Origin of the sequence: Kitasatospora sp. NPDC088160 (genome assembly GCF_044741445.1) — a bacterium.
GTDB lineage: Bacteria > Actinomycetota > Actinomycetes > Streptomycetales > Streptomycetaceae > Kitasatospora.
This window is the reverse complement of record NZ_JBIUSS010000032.1, coordinates 76,711-102,076: the sequence shown is the minus strand read 5'-3', so window position 1 is coordinate 102,076 and position 25,366 is coordinate 76,711. Positions and strand designations below refer to the sequence as shown.

Sequence of the window (25,366 nt, the reverse complement as noted above, 5' to 3'; positions counted from 1 at the left end):
TATCCGCTCACTCGCAGGCGCCTTGACCTGCCCCACCCTCGCCACACCACAACCAACGAGACACCGACCACAAAGTCACCGGCATTGGGCCTAGCCCCGCGAAGTCCACGTCGGGATGCGGCTGCTCGCAGTGCAGCGTGGCGGGCACAGCCCGGTGTTTGAGCACCAGCAGCGCCTTGCACAGGCCCGCCAGTCCGGATGCGGGCTCCAGGTGTCCCAGGTTGCTCTTGACCGAGCCGATGCCGAGGTCGCCGGTGATGCGCCGGATCCCCAGGGCGCGGCCGATGGCCCGGGCCTCCAGCGGGTCCCCGACCGGGGTGCCGGTGCCGTGCGCCTCGAAGTACACCAACTCGTCGGGGTCGACGCCCGCCTCGGCGTAGATCCGACGCAGCAACTCCTCCTGGGCCTGGGGATTGGGCAGGGCCAGACCCATCGTCCTGCCGTCGCAGTTGGTGGCACTGCCAAGGATGACGCCGTGCAGGCGGTCCCCGTCGGCCAGCGCATCGTCCAGCCGCTTGAGAAGCACCACCACGCCGCCCTCAGCGCGCACAAAACCGTCGGCCTGGGCCGAGAACGAAGCGCACCTGCCACGGGCCGACAGCATGGACGCCTGTGAGAACCCGACGTAGTGGAAAGGGGAGAGCAGCACATTCACCCCTCCGCACACCGCGACCCGGCTGGTGCCCGACCACAGACTCCGGCATGCCTGGTCGAGGGCGACCAGCGAGGACGAGCAAGCGGTGTCCACCGCCATGCTCGGACCACGCAGATCGAAAGTGTAGGAGAGGCGGTTGGCAGCGATGGAGCTGGCACTGCCCGACATCGTGTAGGCGTTGACCGTGCGCGGCGACAACAACTGCAAAGTGCCGTACGACATGTCGGAGATGCCGACGTAGACGGCGGTGTCCGATCCGGCCAGCGTCTCGGGGGCCACGGCGGCGTCGTCCAGGGCCTCGGCCGCCAGTTCCATCAGCAGCCGGTGCTGCGGATCGACCTGTGCCGCCTCCTTGGGTGAGACGCCGAAGTAGGCGGCGTCGAAGCCGGCGACATCGTCGAGGAAACCGCCGACCGCCGTGTAGCTCTTGCCGACGCGCGGCATCGAGGGGTCGACGAAGCGGCTGGTCTCGAAGCGGTCCTCAGGCACCGACCCGATCAGGTCCCGGCCCTGTTCCAGCGCATTCCACAGTTCGTCCAGGCCGTTGATGCCCCCCGGCAGGCGGCAGGCCGCCCCGACGATGGCGACGGCCTGCCGGTCTGCGCGTTCCCGGTCCCGATGCATGTGAGCCCTTCTCATCCATGCCTGGGGTGGCGAGTTCTCCAGTCGGTCGCCCTCATGCGGGCGAAGCACTCACGGTATTTGATCGACAGCACAAAGTCACGGATGGGGCGTGGGTGTGACGCGCGACCACATCGGAGTGCGCACCGCGCCCGCGTTGCCGGAGCAAGCTCGTTCGAGTGAAGACCATGTCGATCTCGCAAGGTCAGGATGTGGGCGAACGACCATGACCTGACTGCGGGTTCGGGCAGCGGCCCCGTCTGGTCTCGGCCGAAACGGAGGCAGCGGAGGCAGCGGATCGTACTCGCGGAGACCACTGGGCCGTAGGGTGGCGTCGCCGCAACACGCTCAGCCCGTCCCGACAGCGGCGGTTCTGAACCCTGGGAGCCATCCTTGTCCATCCTGTTCACCGGTGCCACCGGATTCCTGGGATGCCGCGTCCTGCGGCGGTTGCTCGACGAGGGGAACGGGGCAGTGATCACGATCCTGGGACGCGCGGATACCCTGACACTGCGTCAACGCGTCGAGGCGGCGGTTCTTGCGGCGGAACCCGATCCACCGCCCGCCGGCTCCCTGGGCCGCCTGCGCTACGTCGAGGGCGACCTCACCAAGCCCAGTTTGGGGCTCGGCCGCCGCGAGATCGCTGCGGCAGCCGACGGGCTCACCTCGATCTGGCACTGCGCGGGCCTGCTCGCCCTCGTGGGTGATCCGGCTCCGCTGTTCAGGACCAACATCCTCGGGACCCGTGGCCTGCTGGAGCTGGCAGACCAGGCCCCCCAGGCGCACTTGTTCCACACCAGCACTGCCTACGTGGCCGGGCGGCGGAGCAGTGGCCACATCCTGGAGGACGACCTGAGCGAGGAGGCAGGCTTCCAGACCTACTACGAGGAAAGCAAATTCAACGGTGAGCGCCTGGTCCGCAGGTGGGCCGCACACACCGGCCGCTCGGTCACCATCATGCGTCCGAGCCTTCTCGTACTGGACCAGGTGATCCCCGATGGGCTGCCGAACCAGACCCTGGGGATCCTCGCTCGCCTGATCGACGTGAGCCTGGGCGCCGACGCCCAGGCACGGCCGGGCGGCGACGGCGCACTGCGTGTCCGAATCCGGAGCAACCCCGAGGACTCCCTCAACATGCTCCAAGTCGACTACGCCGCACACGCCATGGTGCGCGTCGCGGCCCACCGGCCGACGGGCCTGCGCACCGTGCACGTCACCCACCCGCAGAACACTTCCATGAGTGTCTTCCTGCGTGCGTTCGAACTCGCCTATCCGGGCCTGGCCGTGGAGACAGTTCCAGCCCTGCACGCGCCAATCCCGGCGGAGGTCCTGGCAGCCACCCAAATCGCCCAGGTTTCCTCCTTCATGACGCAGAGCCGGACCTACGGCCGAGCCAACCTGCTGGCGACAGTGGGCGATCTGCCCGATCCCGCCCCCGTCGACAGCGCCTACCTCGCCCGTGGCATGCGAAGGGCCGGGTCCGTGGTCGGGGTCTGATTCACCGAGTCCAGCGCGCAGCCTCACTGGACATCAGCAACGGCTTGGTCCAAGGAAGTACTCGGCATCCGAGGCTCCGATCTCAGGAGCGCGCATTTGCTCCGGGTACAGCGGACCGCCAGTGGTCCGGTTGTGACAGAGCCGAGCATCAGAGTCTGGGAGGACTCGGACACTCAGCTCGTCGGGGACTACCAGGTGACGATGACGTACCCGTGGCCGCCCGCGACCCCCGTCGCTCCGCCATCACCGGCGGGACCCAGGACCGCAAGGCCTCCTTGTGGATGCCGAGATCGCGAGCCACATGGGCGACGGGGCGGCCGGTCGAGCGGACCTCGCGCACGGCGCGTTCACGGAGTTCATCGGGGTACTTGCGTGGTGCTGGCACTGCTCGTGGTTCTCCTTGCGCCTGGATCGTAACAAACCCAGATATCAGGGACTCCAAGAAGGCCGGAGCAGCTCAGTCGGAGGTGCCGGGGCAACCGGAGGGCGGCGGCCAGGACGCAGTCGGCGTGCTCGCGCCGGACCGGGCGGAAATGCGGGCCTTCCCTGGCCTAAGTCAAGCCTGTTGACCTACGCTGCCAGGCATGAGCGAACGGGTAGTCCCCGAGCCCCGGCGGCAGCGTCGGCGGCCCACCAAGCAAGGCGTCATCCTGTCGAGGGAACTGATCGTCGACACCGCGTTGCGGCTCATCGAGCAACACGGCGCCGACGCGCTCACCGTACGGCGGCTCGGTACCGCGCTCGGCGCCGATCCGAGCGCTGTCTACCGCTACTTCCGCAGCACCGACGACCTGCTGCTCGCCGTCGCCGACGAGCTCATCGGCCGCGCCCAGCACGGTTGGCAGGCCACTGGTGACTGGCGCGCCGACCTGCGTGCCATCGGCCTGCGAATCCACGCCGCCTACCAGGCCCACCCCCAGGCCGCGCTGCTCGCCGCCCACCGCACCACCGGCCGAACCTACGAGATCGCCGCCGTCGAGGCCATCCTCGGCGTCCTGCGCGGGGCGGGCTTCCCCGACCGCGAGGCCGTCCGGATCTACCACGCCTTCGTCGACCAGAGCCTCGGCTTCGCCGCGCTCGACGCCGCCGCCCTCGCCCTGCCCGCCGCTGCCCAGGCCGCCGACCTGGAGGTCTGGCAGGCCTCCTACGCCCGGCTCGACGCCACCACGCACCCGCACATCGCCGCCACCGCCCGCCTCCTCACCAGCGACATGCGCCGCAGCGGATATCCCTACGCCCTCGACCTCCTCCTCGACGCCGCCGAGGCCCGCCTCCCGGCCACGGGCTGAGCGCGGGCGACGGGCTGAGTGCGGGCGACGGACTGAGCGCTGCCGGATCCGAAGCGGCCGACGCAGCCGGGCCGATCGCTCCCGGCCGCGTCGGCGACCGTCACGGTGCCGACGCAGCCCTGGGGCCTACGCGTTCCTGGGTACGTTTCATCACTTCGTGCGGGGGATCCTGGCAGTGCCCTGAGACCGCCGGGGCACCGACTCACCCCCGGGCGGCTCAGTCCGCCGCGTGGACGAGCCGGCCGCCGACGTAGGTGCGCAGGACACGGGCGTCGGCGATCTCCTCGGCGGGGGCGGTGAAGAGGTCGCGGTCCAGGACGACGAGGTCGGCGAGGTGGCCCGTCGTGAGGGTGCCGGCGTCGTCATGGCCGTTGACGTGGGCGGTTCCGGCCGTGTACGCGGCGAGGGCGGAGGCCAGGTCGAGGCGCTGCTCGGGGAGGAAGACCCGGCCGTCGGTGGCCCCCGGCTCGCTCCGGTTGACGGCCACGTGGATGCCGGCGAGCGGGTCCGGGCTGCTCACCGGCCAGTCGCTGCCGGCCGCCAGGGTGGCGCCCGCGCGCTGGAGGGCGCCGAAGGGGTACTGCCAGGCGGCGCGCTCCGGGCCGAGGAACGGGATCGTCAGCTCGTCCATCTGAGGCTCGTGCGCGGCCCAGAGCGGCTGGATGTTGGCGATCGCGCCGAGCCGGGCGAAGCGGTCGAGGTCATCCGGGTGAACCACCTGGAGGTGGGCGAGGTGGTGGCGGGTGTCGCGTCGCCCGTTGGCGGCGCGGGCCGCCTCGACCGCGTCCAGCGCCTCGCGGACGGCCCGGTCGCCGAGGGCGTGGAAGTGCACCTGGAAGCCGAGCGCGTCCAGCTCGGTGACGTACCCGCGCAGCGCGGCCGGGTCGACGAAGCTGAGGCCGGAGTTGGCGGTGGCGCAGCCGCAGCCGTCCAGGTACGGGCTGGTCATAGCGGCGGTGAAGTTCTCGGCGATGCCGTCCTGCATGATCTTCACCGAGCCGGCCCGGAACCGCCCGTGGCTCAACCCTGCACGCCGCCCGACCAGTTCGGGGATCTGCTCGGCCCCTCGGTCGCGGTCCCACCAGAGCGCGCCGGTCACCCGGGCGGTCAGCGCGCCGGAGCGCGCGGCGGCCAGGTAGGCGTCGGACGGATCCGGCTGGCCGTTGAACTCGCCGAGCAGCGCGTCCTGCCAGCCGGTGATGCCGAGCGAGTGCAGCAGCCGCTGGGCGCGCAGCAGCCCGTCCAGCCGGTCGGCGGCGGTGGAGGGCGGGATCAGCCGGGCGACCAGGCCGGTGGCGCCCTCCTGGAGCGTGCCGCCCGGGGTGCCGTCCGGCTCGCGCTCGATCCGGCCGTCCGCCGGATCGGGGGTGTCCCGGGTGAGGCCGGCGAGCTCCAGGGCCCGGGTGTTGGCCCAGGCGCCGTGGTGGTCGCGGTTGGTCAGGTACACCGGGCGGTCCGGGACGACGGAGTCCAGCAGCTGCCGGGTCGGCAGCCCGCCCTCGAAGCTCTCCATCGACCAGCCGCTGCCGGTGATCCACGCCTGGCCGGGGTTGGCGTCGGCGTACGCGCGGATCCGTTCCAAGTAGTCGGCGACGCCGACCGTGCCGGTGAGGTCGCAGACCGCCAACTCGGTGCCGCCGAAGACCGCGTGGACGTGAGCGTCCTGGAATCCGGGCAGCAGCAGCTTGCCGGTGAGGTCCACGACCTCCGTCCCCGGCCCGATCAGCTCCCGGACCTCGTCGTGGCCGACGGCGGTGATCCGCTCGCCGGTCACGGCCAGGCTGGTCGCCCGGGTGCGGGCGGCGTCACCGGTGTGGACCGGGCCGCGGGTGAAGACCAGATCGGCCTCGGGCATGGGGGTGCTCCGTTCTCTCGTGGCTTCCACGGGCTGTCAGTCGGTGTCGGGCAGGAAGTAGGGCGAACGCCGCCGCCAGCGGGCCCAGGCGGCCGCAGGCAGTCCGGTGACGATCATCATCACCGTCACGGTCAGCTCGAACCACCCGTTGTCGGCGGCCAGTTCGAAGTGGTCGGCGGAGTCGTAGAACGACCAGGCGAGATAGCCGCCGACGGCGAGCAGCGCGGCCGCGCCCAGCAGCGGGCCGACCACCGCGCGCAGTCCCTCCAACGGGTCGCTGCGCAGCAGGTGCCGGAACCGGACGGCCGCCGCGACGGCCGTCAGCGCGTAGTACAGCGCGACGATGATGCCGATCGCGTTGACGGAGGCGGAGATCAGGTCGTTGACGGTGGGGATGGCGATCGAGGCCAGCGCGAGGGCCATCGCGATGCCGGTGATCAGGAGCGTGCCGACGGCGGGCGTCGTGTGCTTCGGGTGCAGCCGGGTCCAGACCGGGCCGAGCACGCCGTCGCGCCCCATCGCGTACATTCCGCGCGCCGTCGGGATCACGGACGACTGCAGGGAGGCCACCGCGGAGAACATGAGCGCGATCAACGGCAGGGCGGCCAGCGGCTGGTGGGCGAGCGTCGTGCCGAAGTAGGCGAGCCCGTGCGCGCCGTTGTCGGCCAACTCGTCGATCGGCAGCACCCGTTGGAAGGCCGTGCCGGCGAGCAGGAAGAGCAGCAGCATCACCACCAGGGCGAGCATGCCGCCCCGCGAGGCGTCCCGGGGGCTGCGCACCTCCTCGCCGACGCTGAACACCGACTCGAAGCCCCAGTAGCAGAACACCGCCAGCACCATGCCCTGGGCGAGCGCGTCGAAGGACGGGATGTCGAACGGGTTGAACCACTGCAGCGAGAACGGCTGGTCGCCGGCGAACAGCCCGTAGCCGCAGAAGCCGAGCAGCACCGCGTACTCGAACACCAGCAGCGCCTTCTGCAGCCGGGCGGCCAGGTCCAGGCCGCGCACCGCCACCAGCGCCGCGCCGACCAGGACCACCAGGCCGAGCAGGGTGCACTGGACGGTCGAGTCGGCGTCGAGGCGGAGGCCCGCGACGCTGCGCACGTGGGCCAGGTCGAGGAGCTGGATGATGGAGGACCCGGTGACCGTGGTGGTGTAGGCCATGAAGACCACGGTGCCGACGGTGTTCACCCAGCCGGTGAGGAAGCCCAGCCAGGGGTTGAGTATTCGGCCCACCCAGCGATAGCTGCTGCCGGCGTCCGGCTCGACGGCGTTCAGTCGCCCGTACCCGCCCGCGATGGCGAGCACGGGCAGGAAGGCCAGCAGCATGATCGCGGGCAGGTGCAGGCCGACGACTCCGGCCATCAGGCCCAGGCCGATGCCGATGCTGCTGGTGGCCGCCGTACTGGAGGCGGCGATCGTCGCCCCGTCCAGCAGGCCGATGGACTTGTGCATGGTGACGTGGGGGCTGCTCGCGTCCGGTCTCGGAGCGTTGCCCGTGGCCTTCACCGTCGGTGTCAACGGATCACCGCCTTGCTCGTGTGGGGGAGGGGTGCGAGACATGAAACCGGTGGCGCCCTTACACGTCAATGCTGTTGTCATAAGAGCTGGGGCGTGGGAGTGGGAGTGGGGCGAGGCAGCCGCAGGGGCGGGTGCGGCGGGTGCGGCGGGTGAGGGGCGGAGACGGGCCCTCCCCTCACCGGGGAGCGGCGGCTGCCCCCATGCGCGCCCGAGGGCATCGAGTCGCGGCTCGCCAGGTGAGCGACCCTGCTGGTCGGGCAGGGTGCTGGAGCGTTCCGCGGACCCGGCCGGGTGGCAACTCGCCTGTGACGAAGAAGGTCGTCATCGAGCGGCTCCACGCGTGCTCGTCGATCCTCGACTCCGAGGGCCGGCAGTCCTACTGCGGCCGTCCCGGCGGCCGACTGCCCGCCGGCGGCGAGGACGGCGCGAAGCGCTGCGCGACGTTGTGCGGGGAAGCGGGTCGTGGCGTGCCGGACGCGGCCGCGCGCTGGCGGGCCGCGGTGCTGAAGTACGCGGCGCGCCGCCGCAGGTGGCGCAGGGCGCCGTAGCGCGGCGGGGCCGGGACGGTGGTGGCGGCTGCGCCGTAGAAGAGGCGTTTGCCGACCTCGATCAGGACGAGGTAGGCGATGATCATGCCGACCAGGGTGGCGAAGAACGCCCCTGGTAGCGGCTGGAAGCCGAGGGTGTGGGCCAGTGGCGTGGCGGGCAGCAGGGTGCCGACGGTGACGACGCCGAGGGCCGACAGCGTCAGTGGCAGGCTGGGGTGACTGCGGAAGAACGGGATGCGCCGGGTGCGGATCGCGAAGATCACCAGGGTCTGGGTGGCCAGCGACTCCACGAACCAGCCCGAGCGGAACTGCGCCGGGCCGGAATGGAAGACCCAGAGCATGACGCCGAAGGTGATGAAGTCGAAGACCGAGCTGAGCGGGCCGAAGCAGATCATGAAGCGCCGGATGAAGGCGATGTCCCAGTGCGAGGGCTTGTGCAGCTGTTCCTCGTCCACGTTGTCGGTGGGGATGGCCAGTTGGCTGGTGTCGTAGAGCAGGTTGTTCAGCAGGATCTGCGAGGGCAGCATCGGCAGAAACGACAGGAACAGCGAGGCGCTGGCCGCGCTGAACATGTTGCCGAAGTTGCTGGAGGTGCCCATCAGCACGTACTTGATGGTGTTGGCGAAGATCCGCCGGCCTTCGGCCACGCCGTCGGCCAACACGTCCAGGTCCTTCTCCAGCAGGATCACGTCCGCGGCGTCCTTGGCGACGTCGGTGGCCGATTCGACGGAGATGCCCACGTCGGCCGCGTGCAGGGCCAGGGCGTCGTTGACGCCGTCGCCGAGGAACGAGACCCCACCGCCGCTGCGCCGCTGGGCGTGCACGATGCGGGCTTTGGCTTCGGGGCTGACCCGGGCGAAGACGGTGGTGCTCGTGATCGCCTCGGCCAGCCGGGTGTCGTCCAGGGCGTCCACCTCGGCGCCGGTCATGGCCTCGCCCCCACCCAGTCCGAGGTCGTGGCAGACCTTGGCGGCGACTGCGGCGTTGTCGCCGGTGACGACCTTCACGGAGATGCCTAGCGCGGCCAGCCTGCTGAGTGCGGCGGCCGCGTCCGGTTTGGGCGGGTCGAGGAAGACGAGCAGCCCGGCCAGCTGAAGACCGTTCTCGTCCGCCGGCCGGATCTGCCCCGATCCGGCGACGCCGGGCCGGGTGGCGACCGCGATCACCCGGTTGCCGGCGGCGAACTCCGCCGCCAGCGCGTCACGGGCTGCGGCGGGCACGTCGGCGCAGCGTTCCAGGATGCTTTCCGGAGCACCCTTGGTGACCAGGGTCGATATGCCGGCCGTGTCCCGCACGAGGACGGAGACCATGCGGCGCTCGTGGTCGAAGGGGAGCACCGCGAGCGAGGTGTAGCCCGCCAGCGCGGCCCGCTCGCCCGCGGCGGCGGGCGAGCGCCACAGGGCCTGGTCGAGCGGGTTCCCGCCCACGTCCCGCTCGTCCCGCGCCGCGTTCTCGGTGCACAGCAGCCCCCATCGCAGCACCGTGTCGGGACCGTCGGCGCCGACGGGCACGGCGCGCATGTAGTCGATCCGGCCGAGGGTGAGGGTGCCGGTCTTGTCGGTGAACAGGACGTCGACGTCGCCGAGGTCCTCGATGCAGACAAGCCGTTTGACCAGGACCTTGCGGCGGCTCATCCGCCGCGAGCCCGCGGCCAGGCTGGTGGAGACGACGGCGGGCAGCAGCTGCGGGGTGATGCCGACCGCGATGGCCAGCGAGAACAGCAGGGCATCGATGATCGGTTTGTGCAGCGCCACGTTGATCACGAAGATCGAGGTGGTCAGCGCGCCCGCGACGTAGACCAGCAGCAGGGAGAAGCGGCGCAGGCCGACCTGGAACTCGGTGTCGAGCTGGTGGGTGCCGAGCCCGGCGGCGATCTTGCCGAACTCGGTGCGGGCCCCGGTGGACACCACGACCCCCCGGGCGCCGCCGGTGCGCACCACCGTGCCCATCAGGGCGCAGCCGGACAGCTCGGCCAGCGGTGTCCCGGCCGGGACGGCGGCGGTGCCCTTGTCCACGGGCAGCGACTCGCCGGTCAGGAGCGACTCGTCGCACTCCAGTCCCGTGACCTCCAGCAGCCGCAGGTCGGCCGGGACGATGTCGCCCAGGTGCAGCTCGACCAGATCGCCGGGAACCAGCGCGGTGACATCCACCGACACCGCCCGTCCGTCGCGCACCGCCACCGTCGTGTGGCGGATCTGCGAGTGCAGCGCCTCGGCGGCCTTCTCGGCCCGGTACTCGTTGACGAAGCCCAGCCCCACGGACACCGCCACGATCACCCCGATGATCACGGCGTCACTGCGCTCGCCGACCAGGAACGATGCCACGGCGGCGCCCAACAGCAACCCGAGCAGTGGCGAGCGCAACTGGTGCCACAGCACGGGGAAGAACCGGGCCCGGTGCGAGGAGACCGCATTGGGCCCGAACCGGGCCCGGCGCCTGGCCGCTTCACCGGAGCTCAACCCCGCCTCGGCATTGACGTCGAGCCCGCGCAGAACCTGTTCCCCAAGCAGTGCCGCCGAGGCTGCCACCCCGTCCGCGGGCCCGGCCGACCGCACGGGAGCCGCGGCGCTCATCGCGGGTGGTCCCCGGTCCCGCCCGTCACCGTTCTCGGCATGCGACGGCACGCCGACAGGATGCGGGGGAGTGGTGCTGTGTCATACGGATCGCCGCCTCTGGGCACGTGCCACGCCCGGCGAGGGCACGGAGTCCGAACAGACCCGGGCGCGCTACGTTTCTCCAGGGTCGCATGGGTCGATCGCTTCTTCCCTCCGGTGCCTGGCTCGGCGCTCACCGGGACGCCTCCTCGGCGCGGCCTCTGGTGGCCGACGCGTCGCTGCGGGACCAGAGTGGAGCAGACGGGGTTCGCGAGGGTTCCCCGCACACGGGGCGGGCGATCCCGGAGCCCGGTGGGACCGTTCCGCCGACGGCGCGGTGCCGGCTCGCGTCGAGGCCGCGCCCGGGTCGGCCGGTGCCGCCGGCGCGGGAGGAGGTACCGACGGTGGCAGGACAGGCCGGCAAGCAGGACGAGTCGCACGGTCGTGCCCTGGGACGCCGTCTGAACTGGCTGCGGGCCGGGGTGCTCGGAGCCAACGACGGGGTCGTCTCCACGGCGGGCCTCGTGATCGGTGTGGCCGGTGCGACCACCTCCCACATCGCGCTGCTGACGGCCGGGCTGGCCGGGCTGCTGGCGGGATCGATGTCGATGGCGGTGGGCGAGTACGTTTCGGTCAGCAGCCAGCGGGACTCCGAACGGGCCGCGCTGCTGGTGGAGCAGGGTGAACTGGCGGAGGCGCCGGAGGCGGAACTGGACGAGTTGACCGGTCTCTACGAAGCCAAGGGGCTGCCTCCGGCACTGGCGCGGGATGTGGCCGAGCAACTGACCGAGAGAGACCCGCTGGCCGCGCACGCGGACGCGGAGCTGAAGCTCGATCCGGACGCCTTGACGAGCGCCTGGCAGGCGGCAGGAGCGAGCTTCGTGTCCTTCACCGCCGGCTCGCTGCTGCCTCTGCTGGTCATCCTGCTGCTGCCGGTGTCGTCCCGGGTCCCGGTCACGGCTGCTGCCGTCCTCGCGGCCCTCTGGGCCACCGGGGCTGTCAGCGCCCGCCTCGGAGGGGCGCCCCCCGGGCGGGCCATCCTGCGCAACGTTCTCGGCGGAGGGCTGGCGATGGCCGTCACCTACGGGGTGGGGGTGGCCCTCGGCGTTACCGGTGTCTGAAACGTTCCCGCATCCGGCGCCCCCGGCCCGGGCGAAGGCCCTGTTCCTGTCGGCGGCGTCCTTCGCACCGGGGGCGTGGGCGCAACCGCTGGCGTGGACAGCACCCACAAGCCGCGGGTAGCGTCGAAGCAGCGGGTCGGTCGTCGCCCCCCCCCGGGCCCTCCGCCATCACGCCGACTCGCAGTGGCCCCGCTCGCAGCCGGGCAGGGCCCGGTGAGTGGCGGACACCGTGGTCACGTCGGACAGCCGGGTACATCGGACCAGTCGGCTGGCCGGTCACTTCTCAGGAGGCGGCCGTCGCGTTGACTCGGCCGGCTCGCCGCCCGGGCTGCGCTGTGATCAGGTCCACCGGGCAGCCCCACTCATCCGGGATCGGCACCGGACATCAGCGGCATCGGGAATCTGGACGCCGTGCGGAGGAGCCTCGTGAGTAGCCAAGCCCGACAGCTGGTCACCGACACCGCTCCCGCGCTGGGCCGCCGGTGCCGCGTCGCGACGGGCGCCCGGTGTGCGTCCGAGGCCGCGGGCGCGTATGTGACGGTGCCCTGACATGCGTATCGTGGCCGCACTCGGTGGCAATGCGCTGCTTCGCCGTGGTGAGAGGCCTGATGCCGGGATCCAGTTGGGGCACGTGCGCACCGCCGCTCGGGCTCTCGGTCCGCTGGCCGCCCGGCACGAGCTGGTGATCTGCCACGGCAACGGCCCGCAGATCGGCATGCTCTCCCTCGAAAGCGAGAGCGACCCGGCGCTGTCCCGTCCCTACCCGTTGGATGCGCTCGTCGCCCAGACCCAGGGCATGATCGGTTACTGGCTCACGCAGTGCCTGGGCAACGACGGCCTGGCCAAGCCTGTCCTCAGCCTCGTCACCCAGACGCTCGTCGACCCGGGCGACCCGGCGTTCGCCGAGCCGACGAAGTTCGTCGGCCCCGTCTACGACCACCGGCGCGCCCGACAGTTGGCCGACCTGCACGGCTGGACCATCGCCGCGGACGGTGACCGGTGGCGCAGGGTCGTGCCCTCGCCCGAGCCGCAGCGGATCATCGAGCAGGACTCGATCACCCACCTGCTGGATACCGGTTCGGTCGTCATCTGCGGCGGAGGCGGCGGAGCCCCGGTCGCCGATGACGGCTCCGGCCGGCTCCACGGCGTGGAAGCCGTCGTCGACAAGGACTCCACCGCGGCCCTGCTCGCCACCACCCTCCACGCCGACCGGCTCCTCGTCCTCACCGACGTACCCGCCGTGATGGCACACTTCGGCACCCCGCAGGCCACCGCGCTGCGCCACCTCGACCTGGACGACCTGGCGGGCATGGAGTTTCCCGCCGGGTCGATGGGCCCCAAGATCGCGGCCTGTCGGCACTTCGTGGCGGCCACGGGCCACCCGGCGGCCATCGGGCAGCTGCCCGATGCGAGCGCGATCCTCGCCGGTGCCGCCGGCACCACCATCACCACCGCCCACGCACACGAGCCGGGCAGCCGTCCGCGCCGGCAGCAGCCGGGCGAGGGTGGCTCGTCGCCGGATGGTCGGCCGAACACCGGCCCCAGCCGTACGCACGACCTCAGCACCGGCGGGACACGGCCGCGTCCGACCGACGGGAGCCCCGAGCCATGACCGGACCAGCGCTGTCACCGGAGCTGCTCCACCGGATGGACGCCTACTGGCGGGCCGCCAACTACCTGTCGGTGGGTCAGATCTACCTCTACGACAACCCGCTGCTGAAGACACCGCTGGAACTGTCGCATGTGAAGCCGCTGGTCGTCGGCCACTGGGGCACCACGCCGGGGCAGAACTTCATCTACACGCACCTGAACCGGGTCATCAAGAAGTACGACCTGGACATGGTCTACGTCGCGGGGCCCGGCCACGGCGGGCCGGCACTGGTGAGCCACACCTACCTGGAGGGCACGTACAGCGAGGTCTATCCGGACGTCAGCCAGGACGAGCCGGGGATGAGGAAGCTGTTCACCCAGTTCTCCTTCCCCGGCGGGATCTCCAGCCACGTCGCGCCGACCACGCCCGGGTCCATCCACGAGGGCGGCGAACTCGGCTACTCGCTCAGCCACTCCTTCGGCGCCGTGTTCGACAACCCCGGCCTGATCGCGGCCTGCGTCATCGGTGACGGCGAGGCCGAGACCGGGCCGCTGGCGACAGCGTGGCAGTCCACCAGGTTCCTCGACCCGGTCGGTGACGGGGCGGTGCTGCCGATCCTGCACCTCAACGGCTACAAGATCAGCAACCCCACCGTGCTGGCGCGCATCGAGGAGGAGGAGCTGACGCAGTTCCTGCGCGGCTGCGGCTGGGAGCCCCACATCGTGGCGGGCGACGAACCCGAGGCGATGCACCAGCTCATGGCCCGGACCATGGATACGGCCGTCGAGGAGATCCGGGAGATCCAGGACACCGCGCGCGCCCGCACGGACGCCGGCCGCCCGCGCTGGCCGGTGATCGTCCTGCGCTCGCCCAAGGGCTGGACCGGGCCGAAGACCGTCGACGGCCTGCAGGTCGAGGGCACGTTCCGCTCGCACCAGGTACCGCTGCTGGTGGACGCCGACCACCCCGAGCACGTCGGGCAGTTGGAGCACTGGATGCGGAGCTACCGGGCGCAGGAGCTGTTCGACGACAACGGCCGCTTCCTGCCGGAGCTGGCCGGCCTCGCTCCGGTGGGCGAGCGGCGGATGGGCGCGAACCCGCATGCCAACGGCGGGATGCTGCTGCGGGACCTGCGGATGCCGGACTTCCGAGTCCACGCCGTGGACGTCCGCGCGCCCGGAGAGGTCAGCGGCAAGGACACCCTCGTTCTGGGACGGTTCCTGAGAGACGTGGTCGCCGCCAACGGGGAGCGCCGCAACTTCCGGATCTTCGGCCCCGACGAGACGCTCTCCAACATGCTGGGCGCGGTCTTCGAGGAGACCGACCGCCAGTGGGACGCCCGCACCATGGAGGGCGACGAGTTCCTCGCCCCTTCGGGCCGGGTGCTGGACTCGATGCTCAGCGAGCACCAGTGCGAGGGCTGGCTGGAGGGCTACCTGCTCACCGGACGGCACGGGCTGTTCAACTGCTACGAGGCGTTCATCCACATCGTCGACTCGATGTTCAACCAGCACGCCAAGTGGTTGAAGGTCACCAAGCAGCTGCCCTGGCGCCGCGACATCGCCTCCCTCAACTACCTCCTCGCGTCCCACGTATGGCAGCAGGACCACAACGGCTTCACCCACCAGGACCCCGGCTTCCTGGACCACGTCGCCAACAAGAAGGCCGACGTGGTGCGGATCTACCTCCCGCCGGACGCCAACTGCCTGCTGTCCGTGATGGACCACTGCCTGCGCAGCCGGCACTACGTGAACGTTGTGGTGGCGGGCAAGCGCGCGATGCCGCAGTGGCTGTCCATGGAGGACGCCGTCGTGCACTGCACCCAGGGTGTGGGCATCTGGCCGTGGGCGAGCAACGACGAGGGCGGGGAGCCGGACGTCGTGCTGGCCTGCTGCGGCGACACCCCCACCCTGGAGGTCCTGGCCGCGGTGTCCATCCTGCGCGAGCACCTGCCCGAGGTGAGGGTGCGGGTGGTCAACGTCGTCGACCTGATGAAGCTGGAGCCCGACACGGTGCACCCGCACGGGCTCAGTGACCGGGACTACGACTCGCTCTTCACCAGGGACAGGCACATCGTCTTCGCCTTCCACGGCTACCCCTCGCTGATCCACCGGCTCACCTACCGCCGCACCAACCGAAACCTGCACGTGCGCGGATACAACGAGGAGGGCACCATCACCACCGCCTTCGACATGCGGGTGCAGAACCGCCTGGACCGCTTCCACCTCGTCCAGGACGTCATCGACCGGCTGCCCCGACTCGGTGCACGGGGCGACTACGTGAAGCAGCGGATGCGCGACAGGCTGGTCGAGCACAAGCTGTACATCGACCGGCACGGAACGGACCTGCCGGAAATCCGGGACTGGACCTGGGTCGGCACCACCAGCAGCGTTCCCCGCCCGGCAGAGGACGGCTGACTCGGGTCACCACCCTTCGACGCCTCCACGGTGCCTCTCGATGTCCTCAGCCGGGACTGCGGCGTGCCCGGGCGCGGGCCACCGCCTCGTCGAGCAGTTGCTGGGCCACTGCGGACGCCTTCCGGTTCTGTGCCTGGCTCATCGCACGGAGCTTGTCGAAGGCCTCGGCGGGGGTGCAGCCGCTGCGGCTCATCAGGACGCCCAGGGCCTGGTCGATCGCCGAGCGGTGGGTCAGCGCGGACTGCAGCTGTGCGGCCAATCGTGTTGTCCGGGCGAGGGCCTGGGCGTTCTGTACGGAGATCGCGGCCGGCACGGCGAACAGCTCGCCGAGTTCCACGGCCCAGGCGTCGAAGACGTCCTAGGCGTGGGCGTAGACGTTCATCGCGCCCAGGACCCGGTCGTCGGTCAGCAGCGGCAGCGAGAGCACGCTGTGCACGCCCAGCCGGCCGACCCGCGGTCCGAAGCGCGGCCACGAGGGGTCCTTGCCCAGCGAGGCCGAGCGGACGGTGCGTCGTTCGGCCGCAGCGGTGATGCACGGCCCCTCACCGATCCGGTACTGGATCGCATCGACGGTTCGAACGAAGGCCGCGCTGGACACGATCGTGTCGGCCCGGCCGTCCTCCACGAGGGTCAGGCCCACTCCGTCCGCGCCGGGGATCGCGTGCGCCGCGAAGTCGGCGACGTGGACCAGCAGGGCCGGCAGGTCCAAGCGCCCGCTGGCCAACCTCGACAGGCCGGCCAGGCTCTCCCGCAGGTCCGCGTCGTCGGCCGGGCTCCGGCCAGGAGCGGCACCCGACACCGGGGTGTCGCTGGACTCCGACGCTCCCGGGGCCGACTCCGCCATGGTGGATCTCCTCAGCCTCACCGACAACCGACCGACCGCACTGAGGGTCGGACAGACCGAACCGCGCCCCCTGCCGCCCATTGTCCGCCCGGCCGTACTCGAACGAGCGGCGTGCTCCGTGCGCGCCGCGTGGCCGGAGATCGGAGAGTACCGTCGGAGGTGGTTGAGTCAGCAGCCAGTCCGGAGACGAAGGCCCACCTCGCGTCGGCCTCGGGAGCGACCAGCTCACAACCGGGCCCATCCGGTGACCTCATCATGCGAGGCTCACCATGCCCATGCAGTCGCCCACCCGCGCCGACGGCCCGGCCCCTGTGGCGCGCCCGCCCTCCCCCCTCGGCAGGGCCGGCGAAGAGCCCCCCGCAGCGGCGTCGGCGACCGAGGCCCGGCCCGCTCCGGCGGGGCGGTCCGCTGCGTCGGCCGGTCGCCCTCCTCGCCGGGGGCCACGCAGATACCCTGCCGAGACGGAGCCTCCCACGTGCTGCGTGCCGCCTCGCAGCGGCTGGCGGGCCGATCCCGGCCGAACAGGCGGCCCCGCGTCCCGGGCCGAGTGGTCCCTGTCGCCGGGGCCGGACGCACTCTCCCGACAACTGAACAGAGGCACGCCATGAAGATCCTGATCGTCGCCGTCGTCATCGTCGTCCTGCTGGTCCTGGTGGGCCTCCTGCTCTCCGTGAGGATCGTCAAGCAGTACGAGCAGGGCGTGCTGTTCCGGCTGGGCCGGGTGCGCGGCCCGAAGAAACCCGGCTTCACCCTGATCGTCCCGATCGTCGACGTCCTGCACCGGGTGTCGCTGCGGATCGTGACAATGCCCATCCAGTCCCAGGGCATCATCACCCGCGACAACGTCAGCGTCGACGTCTCGGCGGTCGCCTACTTCCGGGTGGTCGACGCGGTCAAGTCGGTCGTCGCGATCGAGAACGTCTACTCCGCCATCGACCAGATCGCCCAGACCACGCTGCGCAAGGTGGTCGGGCAGCACACGCTGGACGAGACGCTGTCCGAGACCGACACCATCAACCTCGACATCCGCGAGATCCTGGACGTGACCACAGTCGAGTGGGGCGTCCAGGTGACGCTGGTGGAGCTGAAGGACATCCAGCTGCCCGAGAGCATGAAGCGGGCGATGGCCCGCCAGGCCGAGGCGGAGCGGGAGAAGAGAGCCAAGATCATCAATGCGCAGGGCGAGTCGCTGGCCGCGGCGGCACTGGGCGAGGCCTCGGACACCATGATGGCCCACCCGCTGGCCCTGCAACTGAGGAATCTGCAGAGCCTGGTGGAGATCGGTGTGGACAAGAACACCACCGTCGTCTTCCCCGCCCCGCTGATGAGCACCATCGGCGAACTCGGCTCCTTCCTGGCCCGCGAGAAAGCCGCGGCTGCCGCCGGACCGCCCGTCCCGGTGTCGCTGGAAAAGCCTCCGGCGGCCACCACGCCACTGCTCGTCCAGCAGCCGGCCCGCGGGCTGCTGGTCGAACAGCTGCCGGACGGCGAGGTGCAGGCCAACGGAGGACCTGTCGTCCTGCGGAAGTAACGCGGCACGGGCGGGCACGGAACGGTCCGTGCCCGCCCGAGAAACCGAGGCGAAGTCATGATCGAGAGCATGCCGGGCACGCTGTGTGGAACGGGGCGAGACGGAGGTTCGTGATGGTTCTCTTCCTGCTGGTCGTCATCGTGGCGATCGTGCTCGCATCATCGGCATCGTCGTCCATGGACTGCTCCACCTGACCGCCATCGCCGTCCTCCTGCTCATCGCCGCCGCCGTGTACCTGGCCGTATGCCCGGCACGGAACCGGCGCTCTCGACGGTGACACGCGGGCGGACATGCAGCGCGGACGGAGACGATGCCTCCGATGCGGTCCGGCCGACTGCCCGCCGGGCGGCCGACGGTGAGACGATGAGGAGGCGGGTCACCGTGCCGTCGGCCACCGCACCTTCGGAACGAGGGGTGATCATGGGCAAGGTCCTTCTGGTGCTGTTGTGCCTGGTCCTGCCGTTCCTGGCGGTACTGATCAAGGACGGGCCGAGCATGAAGGTGCTCTGGGCCTTCCTCCTCCAGCTCTGCGGCCATGTGCCCGGAGTCATCTACGGCATCTACCAGGTGGTCAAGGACTGAGACCCCGAAACAGACACCCGACACGCCGGGTTGGCACCCATGTCACGACACGAGAACGAACACCGGCACACCAGCACGGCCGACGGGGCCGGGCCCGCCACCAACGGAGCCGGGCCCACCGAGAGCCCGACCGACCTGTCCAAGAAGTCGTGGTGGGGCGTCCTGAAACGCACCACCAAGCAGTTCAAGGCCGACAGCCTCAGCGACGCGGCGGCCGCGCTCACCTACTACGGGCTGCTGGCGATCTTCCCCGCCCTGCTCGCGCTGGTGTCGATCCTGGGACTGGCCGGCAGCTCCGCCACCAAGCCGCTGCTCGACCGCCTCCGTGACCTCGGCCCCGGATCCGTCCGCCAGCTCCTCACCACCGTGGTGCAGCAACTCCAGACCGACCAGGGCAGGGCGGGCTTCGCACTGGCCATCGGGATCGTCCTGGCCCTGTGGTCCGCCTCCGGCTACGTCGCGGCGTTCATGCGCGCCGCCAACCGGGTCCACGACACCGCTGAGGGCCGGCCACTCTGGAAGACCCTGCCCACGCGCCTCGCCCTGACCGTCGTCATCATCGCGCTCCTCGCGCTGACCGCCACCGGTGTCGTCTTCACCGGCGCACTGGCCACCCGGACGGGGAAGATCCTCGGAGTCAGCGAGAACGCCGTACAGGTGTGGGACATCGCCAAATGGCCCGTCCTCGTCATCATCGTCATCGCGATGGTCACCCTGCTCTACTGGGCCGCTCCCAGCGCCGAAGCGCCCAAGCTGCGCTGGATCCTCCCCGGAAGCCTGGTCGCCGTCGCGCTCTGGGTCATCGCGTCCGGCGCGTTCGCCCTCTACGTCGCCAACTTCAACAGCCTCAACAGCACCTACGGCAGCATCGGCGCCGTGATCCTCTTCCTCCTCTGGCTCTGGGTCTCCAACGTCGCGATCCTGCTGGGCCTGGAGTTCAACGTCGAACTGGAACGCGGACGAGCCATCGAAGCCGGCCACCCGCCCGAGGACAAGCCCCACCCCGAACCCCGCGACACCCGCACACCACCACCCGACACCCCGCAGGACCACGACGGACCCGGTCGCTGACTCCCGGTTGTGCTCTCACCACTTCGCCTCTCAACCCGCCCAGTGGCACACCAGCCGACCGCGCACCACCTCGGCCCCGTGTCCAAGAGTCAGCTGGCGTCGGCATGCAGCAAGAAGCACGCGGGTCAGTACAGCCAGGGCGGCAGACCTGGACCTCACCCCGATGGGGTTCCCGCACTCGGTCCGTCGCAGCCCGTTCACCAGTGCGGCGGCCAGTGACCAGGCCGGCTGGGCCCGTCCCCGGCCGGGGAACGACCCGACCGACGTTCCCTTCAGGAACTACCCGGTGCCGTCAGGGCTGGAACAGTTTCCACTGCCCCTCGGAGACGACCTGGGCGGTGCCGTCGACCACCTTGATGGCGGTCTCGTCGTCGATCGCATACGTCGGCGCGGGAATCCGTGCCGCCCACCTCTCCGCGTTGGCCAAGGAGGCGTCGGGGTGGTCCGGGTGCTCCAGGTGCGGGATCACCGCGAAGTCGACGAGTCCTGCTCCCTGTCCCGTGACCAGGATTCTGTCGACGTCGCCCTGAGGCGTGGCGAAGACGATGTCTTCCGACCTCAACGGTCCATCGTTCCCGCGGGGCGGTTCGCGGTAGGTCTCGACAAAGGTGGAGGCAACAGCCATGCTCCCGGCGCTCACCCCCACGTAGACCGCCTCGGAGCGCAGCGTCGGCAGTAGGCCGGTCAAACCGGAGCGCCGCATCCAGTTGGCGAGGAACAGGGGGTCGCCGCCCCATACCAGCAGTGCGTCGGCGGCCTGGACCGTTGGCACCCAAGCAGCCTCTTCGATGCTCGACAGCGCCGTCAGCTCCAGGATCCCCAACGATTTCCAACCCAATCCACACAACGGCGATGGACCCTCACCAGAGATCGCCCGCCACGCCATGCCGGGCCCGCCAGGGAAGGGGTAGATGGCGGTGGGGACGAACAGGGCGTTGGACTCGGCGATCGATTTGCCCAGCAGGTCGACCAGCGCGTCGTGGATGCTGCTGTTCTTGATCCCGGACGACGTGAGGAGTGCTCTCATGTGCCTACCTCCCTGAGTTGCCTGCTGCGGAGCGCTCGCTGCGCCCCGGACCTCGCTGGACCTGCGCTCGGGTCGGACACGGACCGATCCGGGCGGTGCGATGCACCACCCGAACGCCGGTCCGATCACGACAACGAGACACTCCGACACCATAGAACGCGGGTACGACACAACCCGGCCGCCGTAACCGGTCAGAGCACTCGGTGACGACGTGACGTGCGTCGGTGGCCCGAACGGTGCCCTCTCAGACCGCTACTCGACGGCCACGCCGGCCAGTTGTCTCCCAGCCATCGGGGAGCGCTGGATCAGCGGCGCGTGAGTCGCCGGCCTCCACCGCCGCGGCGCCGACGCGGGCGTCACTCGAATCGGCTGGTCCGTGGCAGGTGATGCTCAGCCTTCCGTGTCGCCCTCCGGCCGCCGTGGCGGGGCGAGGAGTTCGTGGAGGGCGGGGGCGATGACGGTCGCGATGTGTTCGGGGGAGGCTTCCTCCAGGGGTGGGAAGCGAAGGACGTGGCGGCCGATGCCGATGCCGAGGACGATCGAGCCGAGCAGGGCCGCCTTCAACTGGGCTTCCTCGCCCGGGATCGCGACCACCATGGGGTCGCGGTCCGGGTCGGCGAGGAAGGCGGCCCGCAGCGTGGACCACGCCTGTTCGTGGGTGAGCATCGCGCGGACGACGTGGAGCGCGCTGCCGCCGGTGTCCTCCAGGGCGTGAAGGAAGTCGAGCAGCATCCGCTCCCCGAGTCCCTCGCCCGTGTCGCCGCCCGTGCCGCCCTCGTCCTGCCACTGGACGCCGCGCAGTTGGAACTGCTCGATGACCGCGCGGGTGAACAGCGACTCCTTGGACGTGAACCAGCGCATCACCAGTGACGCGTCGACGCCCGCCCGTGTGGCGATGGCGCGCACGGTGGTCGCGTCGTAGCCGTCCCGGCGGAAGAGTTCCCGGGCGGCGGACAGCACCGCCTGCTCTCCGCGCCTGCGGCGCTCTGCTCTGGAGGCGGCGAGTGGTGTGCCGGCCGGTTCGGCTGATGTCGACATGGCTGGATCCTACCCGATTTGATCAACGCTGTTGACCGAAGTGGGGTTGAGGGCTAGCTTGAGTCAACGCCGATGACCCAATCTTCAACCGATCTGTGAGCAGGGGAACATGACGATGGACCTGGTACGGGCACGAGTCGACGCCCGGTGGTGGATCTGGGGGCTGCCGCTCTCCTTCGCGGTGCACGACGGGGAGGAGGCCGTCGCGATCGTGCTCGACGGCGGCCTGGACCAAGGCGGCACACGTTTCACCGTCGCGCAGTCCCTCACCGCGATCCTGGCGGAGTTCGCCGTGGTCTGGGCCCTCACCCTGTTCGCCGACCGCGCCCTGCGGGCCGGACACACCGGGCGTACCGGTCCCGGCGGTTGGGCGCTCGACGCCTACGCCGCCCTGCTGGGCGGCTGGACCCTGCACGGGCTCCACCACGTCTACCTCGGGCTCAGCGGCAGCGGCTACCCGCTCGGGGTGATCACCGCCCTGCCCGCAGTGGTGCTCTACGGCGCACTGACCTACGCGGCACTGCTGCGCGCCGGGCTGCTCGACAGGCGGCGGACGGTGCTCAGTCTGGTCGCCGGGGCGCCCGCCGCCGTCCTGCTCATCGCCGCCGCCCTCACCTTCGGCCGCCTCACCTCCTGAGCGCGGGCAGCCCTCGCGGGAGCCCCGCGAGGGCCACTCCGACCCCCACCCCGGCCCGCCCCGCGCGACCCGGGTCCCGCAGGGCTTTTCATCACCGAGTGCACGCAAGGGTTTCGTCAAAACGACCTCGGCTGGGTCCGCGCGTTCGCTTCCCCGGCGTAGTCTCCGGCTGCGTCCGTGTGTTTCGTGCAAGTTGAATCGGCTCCTTTCCCTCGCTGTTGACAGGGGATCAGCATGATGAGCTCTCGGGTGTGCGTAACCCCGTCCACGCCTGCTGCTCCGCTCGCGGAGGCAGTAGCGTTGATACGTCAACTCACCGTGGAGGGACATCTTCCGGCCGGCGGCGCGCAGCGGCGGGTAGCGGAGATCACGGAGGAGCTGGCGACGACGGGAAGTTACTCCCAGACCCAGCAGGAGTTGTTGGTCGGCTCCCGGATCGCGTGGCGGAACAATCCGCAGTGCATAGGCAAGTTCTACTGGAAAGCACTGGAGATCCGGGACTGCCGTGCGATCGGCACCGGCACCGATGGCGGTGACGAGGGAGCGGTGTTCGAGGCACTCGTCGAGCATTTGCGGCAGGCGTGGAACGGGGGCAAGGTGCGCCTGCTGCTGAGCGTCTTCGCGCCGAGCACACCCGAGCGGCCCGGACCCCGGCTGTGGAACGGCCAGTTGATTCGCTACGCCGGCTACCGGCAGTACGACGGGTCCGTGATCGGCGACCCCGAGACGGCGGCGCTCACCGAGGCGGTCCAGCGCCTGGGGTGGCGTGGTCAGGGCGGCGAGTTCGACGTGCTGCCGCTGGTCATCCAGTGGCCCGGGCGTGAACCTCGGTGGTTCGACCTGCCCGCGGACGCGGTCCCGGAGGTGCGGATCAGCCATCCCGAGTACCGGTGGTTCGAAGAACTCGGCCTGCGCTGGCACGCCTTTCCCACGATCTCCAACCAGGTCCTCGAACTCGGCGGGCTGCGGTACCCGTTGGCACCCTTCAGCGCCTGGTACACGTGCACCGAGATCGGTGCCCGCAACCTGTCCGACACCAACCGATACGACAAGCTGCCTGAGGTCGCCCGGCGGATGGGCCTGGACACGGCCCGGGATCGCACCCTGTGGCGGGACCGCGCGTTGCTTGAGCTCACGGCGGGGGTGCTGCACTCGTACGACCGGGCCGGGATCTCCATCATCGACCACCACTTCGCCACCAAACAGTTCGTGCGACACGAGGAGCGCGAGCAGAAGAGCGGGCGCGACTGCCCGGCCGACTGGTCCGCGATCGTGCCGGCCACCAGCGGGTCGACCACTCCGGTCTGGCAGCGCCGCTACGACGCCACTCGGGTGCTGCCCAACTTCTCGCCGCACCCGCCGTCCTGCCCGGCCCAGGGCGCCGAGGGACTCCCGAGCTGACTGGTGCGCCACTGCTGGCACGGTGACGGAAGCCGGACGCTGCCGTCGGCCGCCGGCCGGCTTCGTGGCGGTCTCTCCCACGGGGCCGTCCCGCTGTAGGAGGTGGTCGGCGGGAACCTGGACGGGGGGAGTCGGCTGGTTGACTGGGCGGCGGACTGTTGTACGAGCGGCTGGTTCGCCGTCAGGAAGGCCTTGTCACCGGTGGTGGCGTTGCTGCCGACCGAGGTCTCGGCGAGTGCCGCGACGCTGTCGGAGGTCGCCGCGGCCGGGGTGTGCCCGGACCGGGGTCAGGGCGACTATCGCCCTGACCACCGGTGCACTTCGTACGGTGCGGCCCTTCAGCGGGGGTGGGTGGGGGAGCGATCAGTGGTGGTGCACAGACCGGAGTCCCGTCGTCCCGTTGTTGCGGTGGATGCCGGCCTGGTTCCGGGGCCCGCCTCGGTCAGCCCGCGGCGTGGTTGGCCCAGAGCGACGGGTCGTCGACGTTCTCCTTGGTGACCAGGGGAGCGGGGAGCTGGTCCTCCAGGCCGTTGGGCAGGGTGATGATGGTCGACTGGTGGTCGGTGGGCCCGGGTTGGAATTTCCTGCCTTCGGCAGCGGCCTTGGCGTAGTACAGGGCGTACTTGGCGTAGAGGTCGGCGGGCTGGGAGACGGTCGCGTCGATGTCGCCCTTGCGGATCGCGTCGAACTCCTGCGGGATGCCGTCGTTGGAGACGATGGTGATGTGGCCGGGCTGGCCGGCGGGCTTGAGCAGGCCTTTCTGGCGTAGGAGGTCGAGGGTGGGCTGGAGGAAGACGCCGCCGGCCTGCAGGTAGATGCCGTTCAGGTCCCGGTTGGCGGCGAGGGTGGACTGGAGCTTGGCGGAGGCGATGTCGCCCTTCCAGTCGGTGGGCAGCGCGATCACCTGGATACCGGGGTAGTTGCGTTTCATGCAGGCGGCGAATCCCTCGGAGCGTTCGTATCCGTTGATGGAGGTCAGTGCGCCCTGGAGCTCGGCCACCTTGCCCTTGCCACCGAGCTGCTTGCCGAGGAACTCGCAGGCCTTGGTGCCGTACGTCTTGTTGTCGGTGCGGACCACCATGTAGACGCTGCCGTGCTCCGGTTCGGTGTCCACGCTGATCGTGTGGATGTTGGCACGGAACAACTCGGAGAGTGTCGAATCGGTGGTCATGGTGTTCTGCGGCGCCATGACGATGGACTTGGGGTGTCGGGCGGCCAGCGACTGGACGTTGGCGGTGAACGTCGCGTCGTCGCCGTTCGAACGGGTCGGGGGCAGGACACTCAGCTGCTGGTCGTTGATCTCCTGCTGGAGGTACTTCGCGTACGCCTTCCAGAAGTCGGAGTCGGCGCGGGGGATGTCGATGCCGATCTGGGGGCGGGAGTTGCCGGGGTCATCAGTGCCACCGCAGGCGGTGAGGCAGCCGGCGAGCAACACGGCGATGCAGCCCGTGCAGGTGGTCCGGATGGTTCGGCTCTTCATGTGTCAGACCGTCCTGGGTCGTGGGGGTCTTGCGCGCTGAGGGGGA

The 25,366-nt window shown here is 70.5% G+C and carries 19 protein-coding genes and 1 pseudogene; 10 read left to right on the top strand and 10 right to left on the bottom strand.

Annotated elements, in window-relative coordinates; genetic code table 11:
• Window positions 1–79: 79 nt before the first annotated feature.
• Window positions 80–1,279: pseudogene (locus ACIOGZ_RS36875) on the bottom strand (polyketide synthase); the annotation flags it as partial.
• A gap of 390 nt (window positions 1,280–1,669) precedes the next feature.
• Between ACIOGZ_RS36875 and ACIOGZ_RS36870 the strand changes: the two are divergent.
• Window positions 1,670–2,773: an SDR family oxidoreductase gene (locus ACIOGZ_RS36870; protein ID WP_400989145.1), complete on the top strand. Its 1,104-nt coding sequence runs from the start codon at window positions 1,670–1,672 to the stop codon at window positions 2,771–2,773.
• Between the two features lie 148 nt (window positions 2,774–2,921).
• On the opposite strand, the gene ACIOGZ_RS36865 is transcribed toward ACIOGZ_RS36870, so the two are convergent.
• A complete protein-coding gene (locus tag ACIOGZ_RS36865; protein WP_400989143.1) occupies window positions 2,922–3,158 on the bottom strand; it encodes a transposase in 237 nt (78 codons plus the stop codon).
• Between the two features lie 199 nt (window positions 3,159–3,357).
• On the opposite strand from ACIOGZ_RS36865, the gene ACIOGZ_RS36860 reads away from it, so the two are divergent.
• Window positions 3,358–4,062 carry a TetR/AcrR family transcriptional regulator gene (locus tag ACIOGZ_RS36860; RefSeq protein ID WP_380560896.1) on the top strand — a complete coding sequence of 235 codons (705 nt, stop codon included), beginning with the start codon at window positions 3,358–3,360 and terminating at the stop codon, window positions 4,060–4,062.
• A gap of 217 nt (window positions 4,063–4,279) precedes the next feature.
• Here the strand turns inward: ACIOGZ_RS36860 and ACIOGZ_RS36855 are convergent, their stop codons facing one another.
• From ACIOGZ_RS36855 to mgtA, 3 genes are all read right to left on the bottom strand, one after another.
• Window positions 4,280–5,917 carry an amidohydrolase gene (locus tag ACIOGZ_RS36855; RefSeq protein WP_363630815.1) on the bottom strand — a complete coding sequence of 546 codons (1,638 nt, stop codon included), beginning with the start codon at window positions 5,915–5,917 and terminating at the stop codon, window positions 4,280–4,282.
• Between the two features lie 36 nt (window positions 5,918–5,953).
• Window positions 5,954–7,372 (bottom strand): APC family permease, encoded by a 1,419-nt coding sequence (locus ACIOGZ_RS36850; protein WP_363581308.1) that lies wholly within the window; start codon window positions 7,370–7,372, stop codon window positions 5,954–5,956.
• Between the two features lie 442 nt (window positions 7,373–7,814).
• On the bottom strand, window positions 7,815–10,559 hold the full coding sequence (gene mgtA, locus ACIOGZ_RS36845; RefSeq protein ID WP_400989141.1) for a magnesium-translocating P-type ATPase: 2,745 nt from the start codon (window positions 10,557–10,559) through the stop codon (window positions 7,815–7,817).
• A 425-nt stretch (window positions 10,560–10,984) separates the two neighbouring features.
• Between mgtA and ACIOGZ_RS36840 the strand changes: the two genes are divergently transcribed.
• The 3 genes from ACIOGZ_RS36840 (at window position 10,985) to ACIOGZ_RS36830 (ending at window position 15,709) form a co-directional block, all read left to right on the top strand.
• Window positions 10,985–11,701: a VIT family protein gene (locus ACIOGZ_RS36840; protein ID WP_400989140.1), complete on the top strand. Its 717-nt coding sequence runs from the start codon at window positions 10,985–10,987 to the stop codon at window positions 11,699–11,701.
• A gap of 550 nt (window positions 11,702–12,251) precedes the next feature.
• Window positions 12,252–13,313 carry a carbamate kinase gene (locus ACIOGZ_RS36835; RefSeq protein ID WP_363630811.1) on the top strand — a complete coding sequence of 354 codons (1,062 nt, stop codon included), beginning with the start codon at window positions 12,252–12,254 and terminating at the stop codon, window positions 13,311–13,313.
• Window positions 13,310–15,709, top strand: a complete 2,400-nt coding sequence (locus tag ACIOGZ_RS36830; protein ID WP_363581185.1) for a phosphoketolase family protein — start codon at window positions 13,310–13,312, stop codon at window positions 15,707–15,709. Before ACIOGZ_RS36835 ends, ACIOGZ_RS36830 begins: the two co-directional genes overlap by 4 nt.
• A gap of 46 nt (window positions 15,710–15,755) precedes the next feature.
• On the opposite strand, the gene ACIOGZ_RS36825 is transcribed toward ACIOGZ_RS36830, so the two are convergent.
• Window positions 15,756–16,046, bottom strand: a complete 291-nt coding sequence (locus ACIOGZ_RS36825) for an ANTAR domain-containing protein (RefSeq protein ID WP_400989137.1) — start codon at window positions 16,044–16,046, stop codon at window positions 15,756–15,758.
• A gap of 21 nt (window positions 16,047–16,067) precedes the next feature.
• Window positions 16,068–16,553 carry a GAF domain-containing protein gene (locus ACIOGZ_RS36820; protein WP_400989135.1) on the bottom strand — a complete coding sequence of 162 codons (486 nt, stop codon included), beginning with the start codon at window positions 16,551–16,553 and terminating at the stop codon, window positions 16,068–16,070.
• A gap of 604 nt (window positions 16,554–17,157) precedes the next feature.
• On the opposite strand from ACIOGZ_RS36820, the gene ACIOGZ_RS36815 reads away from it, so the two are divergent.
• From ACIOGZ_RS36815 to ACIOGZ_RS36805, 3 genes are all read left to right on the top strand, one after another.
• Window positions 17,158–18,084, top strand: coding sequence for a slipin family protein (locus ACIOGZ_RS36815; RefSeq protein WP_363581189.1), 927 nt, complete (start codon window positions 17,158–17,160; stop codon window positions 18,082–18,084).
• A 420-nt stretch (window positions 18,085–18,504) separates the two neighbouring features.
• The gene (locus ACIOGZ_RS36810) at window positions 18,505–18,666 is read left to right on the top strand and encodes a YqaE/Pmp3 family membrane protein (RefSeq protein WP_363581191.1); all 162 of its coding nucleotides are present in this window, start codon (window positions 18,505–18,507) and stop codon (window positions 18,664–18,666) included.
• A gap of 39 nt (window positions 18,667–18,705) precedes the next feature.
• Window positions 18,706–19,737, top strand: coding sequence for a YihY/virulence factor BrkB family protein (locus ACIOGZ_RS36805; protein ID WP_363630806.1), 1,032 nt, complete (start codon window positions 18,706–18,708; stop codon window positions 19,735–19,737).
• Between the two features lie 292 nt (window positions 19,738–20,029).
• On the opposite strand, the gene ACIOGZ_RS36800 is transcribed toward ACIOGZ_RS36805, so the two are convergent.
• A complete protein-coding gene (locus tag ACIOGZ_RS36800) occupies window positions 20,030–20,764 on the bottom strand; it encodes a Type 1 glutamine amidotransferase-like domain-containing protein (RefSeq protein ID WP_363581195.1) in 735 nt (244 codons plus the stop codon).
• Window positions 20,765–21,154: 390 nt separating this feature from the next.
• The gene (locus ACIOGZ_RS36795; RefSeq protein ID WP_400989133.1) at window positions 21,155–21,802 is read right to left on the bottom strand and encodes a TetR family transcriptional regulator; all 648 of its coding nucleotides are present in this window, start codon (window positions 21,800–21,802) and stop codon (window positions 21,155–21,157) included.
• Window positions 21,803–21,911: 109 nt separating this feature from the next.
• Between ACIOGZ_RS36795 and ACIOGZ_RS36790 the strand changes: the two genes are divergently transcribed.
• Both ACIOGZ_RS36790 and ACIOGZ_RS36785 read left to right on the top strand, forming a co-directional pair.
• A complete protein-coding gene (locus ACIOGZ_RS36790) occupies window positions 21,912–22,439 on the top strand; it encodes an HXXEE domain-containing protein (protein WP_363630804.1) in 528 nt (175 codons plus the stop codon).
• A 234-nt stretch (window positions 22,440–22,673) separates the two neighbouring features.
• Window positions 22,674–23,840, top strand: coding sequence for a nitric oxide synthase oxygenase (locus ACIOGZ_RS36785; protein ID WP_400844330.1), 1,167 nt, complete (start codon window positions 22,674–22,676; stop codon window positions 23,838–23,840).
• Between the two features lie 442 nt (window positions 23,841–24,282).
• Here ACIOGZ_RS36785 and ACIOGZ_RS36780 read toward each other — a convergent pair whose 3' ends face one another.
• Window positions 24,283–25,320, bottom strand: a complete 1,038-nt coding sequence (locus ACIOGZ_RS36780) for a sugar ABC transporter substrate-binding protein (protein ID WP_363581203.1) — start codon at window positions 25,318–25,320, stop codon at window positions 24,283–24,285.
• Between the last annotated feature and the right edge of the window lie 46 nt (window positions 25,321–25,366).

Bases quoted from the DNA above. Each gene is read 5' to 3' on its own strand.
- ACIOGZ_RS36860 (WP_380560896.1), top strand. From the start codon at position 3,358: ATGAGCGAACGGGTAGTCCCCGAGCCCCGGCGGCAGCGTCGGCGGCCC.
- ACIOGZ_RS36855 (WP_363630815.1), bottom strand. From the start codon at position 5,917: ATGCCCGAGGCCGATCTGGTCTTCACCCGCGGCCCGGTCCACACCGGT.
- ACIOGZ_RS36850 (WP_363581308.1), bottom strand. From the start codon at position 7,372: ATGCACAAGTCCATCGGCCTGCTGGACGGGGCGACGATCGCCGCCTCC.
- mgtA (WP_400989141.1), bottom strand. From the start codon at position 10,559: ATGAGCGCCGCGGCTCCCGTGCGGTCGGCCGGGCCCGCGGACGGGGTG.
- ACIOGZ_RS36835 (WP_363630811.1), top strand. From the start codon at position 12,252: ATGCGTATCGTGGCCGCACTCGGTGGCAATGCGCTGCTTCGCCGTGGT.
- ACIOGZ_RS36830 (WP_363581185.1), top strand. From the start codon at position 13,310: ATGACCGGACCAGCGCTGTCACCGGAGCTGCTCCACCGGATGGACGCC.
- ACIOGZ_RS36820 (WP_400989135.1), bottom strand. From the start codon at position 16,553: ATGGCGGAGTCGGCCCCGGGAGCGTCGGAGTCCAGCGACACCCCGGTG.
- ACIOGZ_RS36815 (WP_363581189.1), top strand. From the start codon at position 17,158: ATGAAGATCCTGATCGTCGCCGTCGTCATCGTCGTCCTGCTGGTCCTG.
- ACIOGZ_RS36810 (WP_363581191.1), top strand. From the start codon at position 18,505: ATGGGCAAGGTCCTTCTGGTGCTGTTGTGCCTGGTCCTGCCGTTCCTG.
- ACIOGZ_RS36805 (WP_363630806.1), top strand. From the start codon at position 18,706: ATGTCACGACACGAGAACGAACACCGGCACACCAGCACGGCCGACGGG.
- ACIOGZ_RS36800 (WP_363581195.1), bottom strand. From the start codon at position 20,764: ATGAGAGCACTCCTCACGTCGTCCGGGATCAAGAACAGCAGCATCCAC.
- ACIOGZ_RS36795 (WP_400989133.1), bottom strand. From the start codon at position 21,802: ATGTCGACATCAGCCGAACCGGCCGGCACACCACTCGCCGCCTCCAGA.
- ACIOGZ_RS36790 (WP_363630804.1), top strand. From the start codon at position 21,912: ATGACGATGGACCTGGTACGGGCACGAGTCGACGCCCGGTGGTGGATC.
- ACIOGZ_RS36785 (WP_400844330.1), top strand. From the start codon at position 22,674: ATGATGAGCTCTCGGGTGTGCGTAACCCCGTCCACGCCTGCTGCTCCG.
- ACIOGZ_RS36780 (WP_363581203.1), bottom strand. From the start codon at position 25,320: ATGAAGAGCCGAACCATCCGGACCACCTGCACGGGCTGCATCGCCGTG.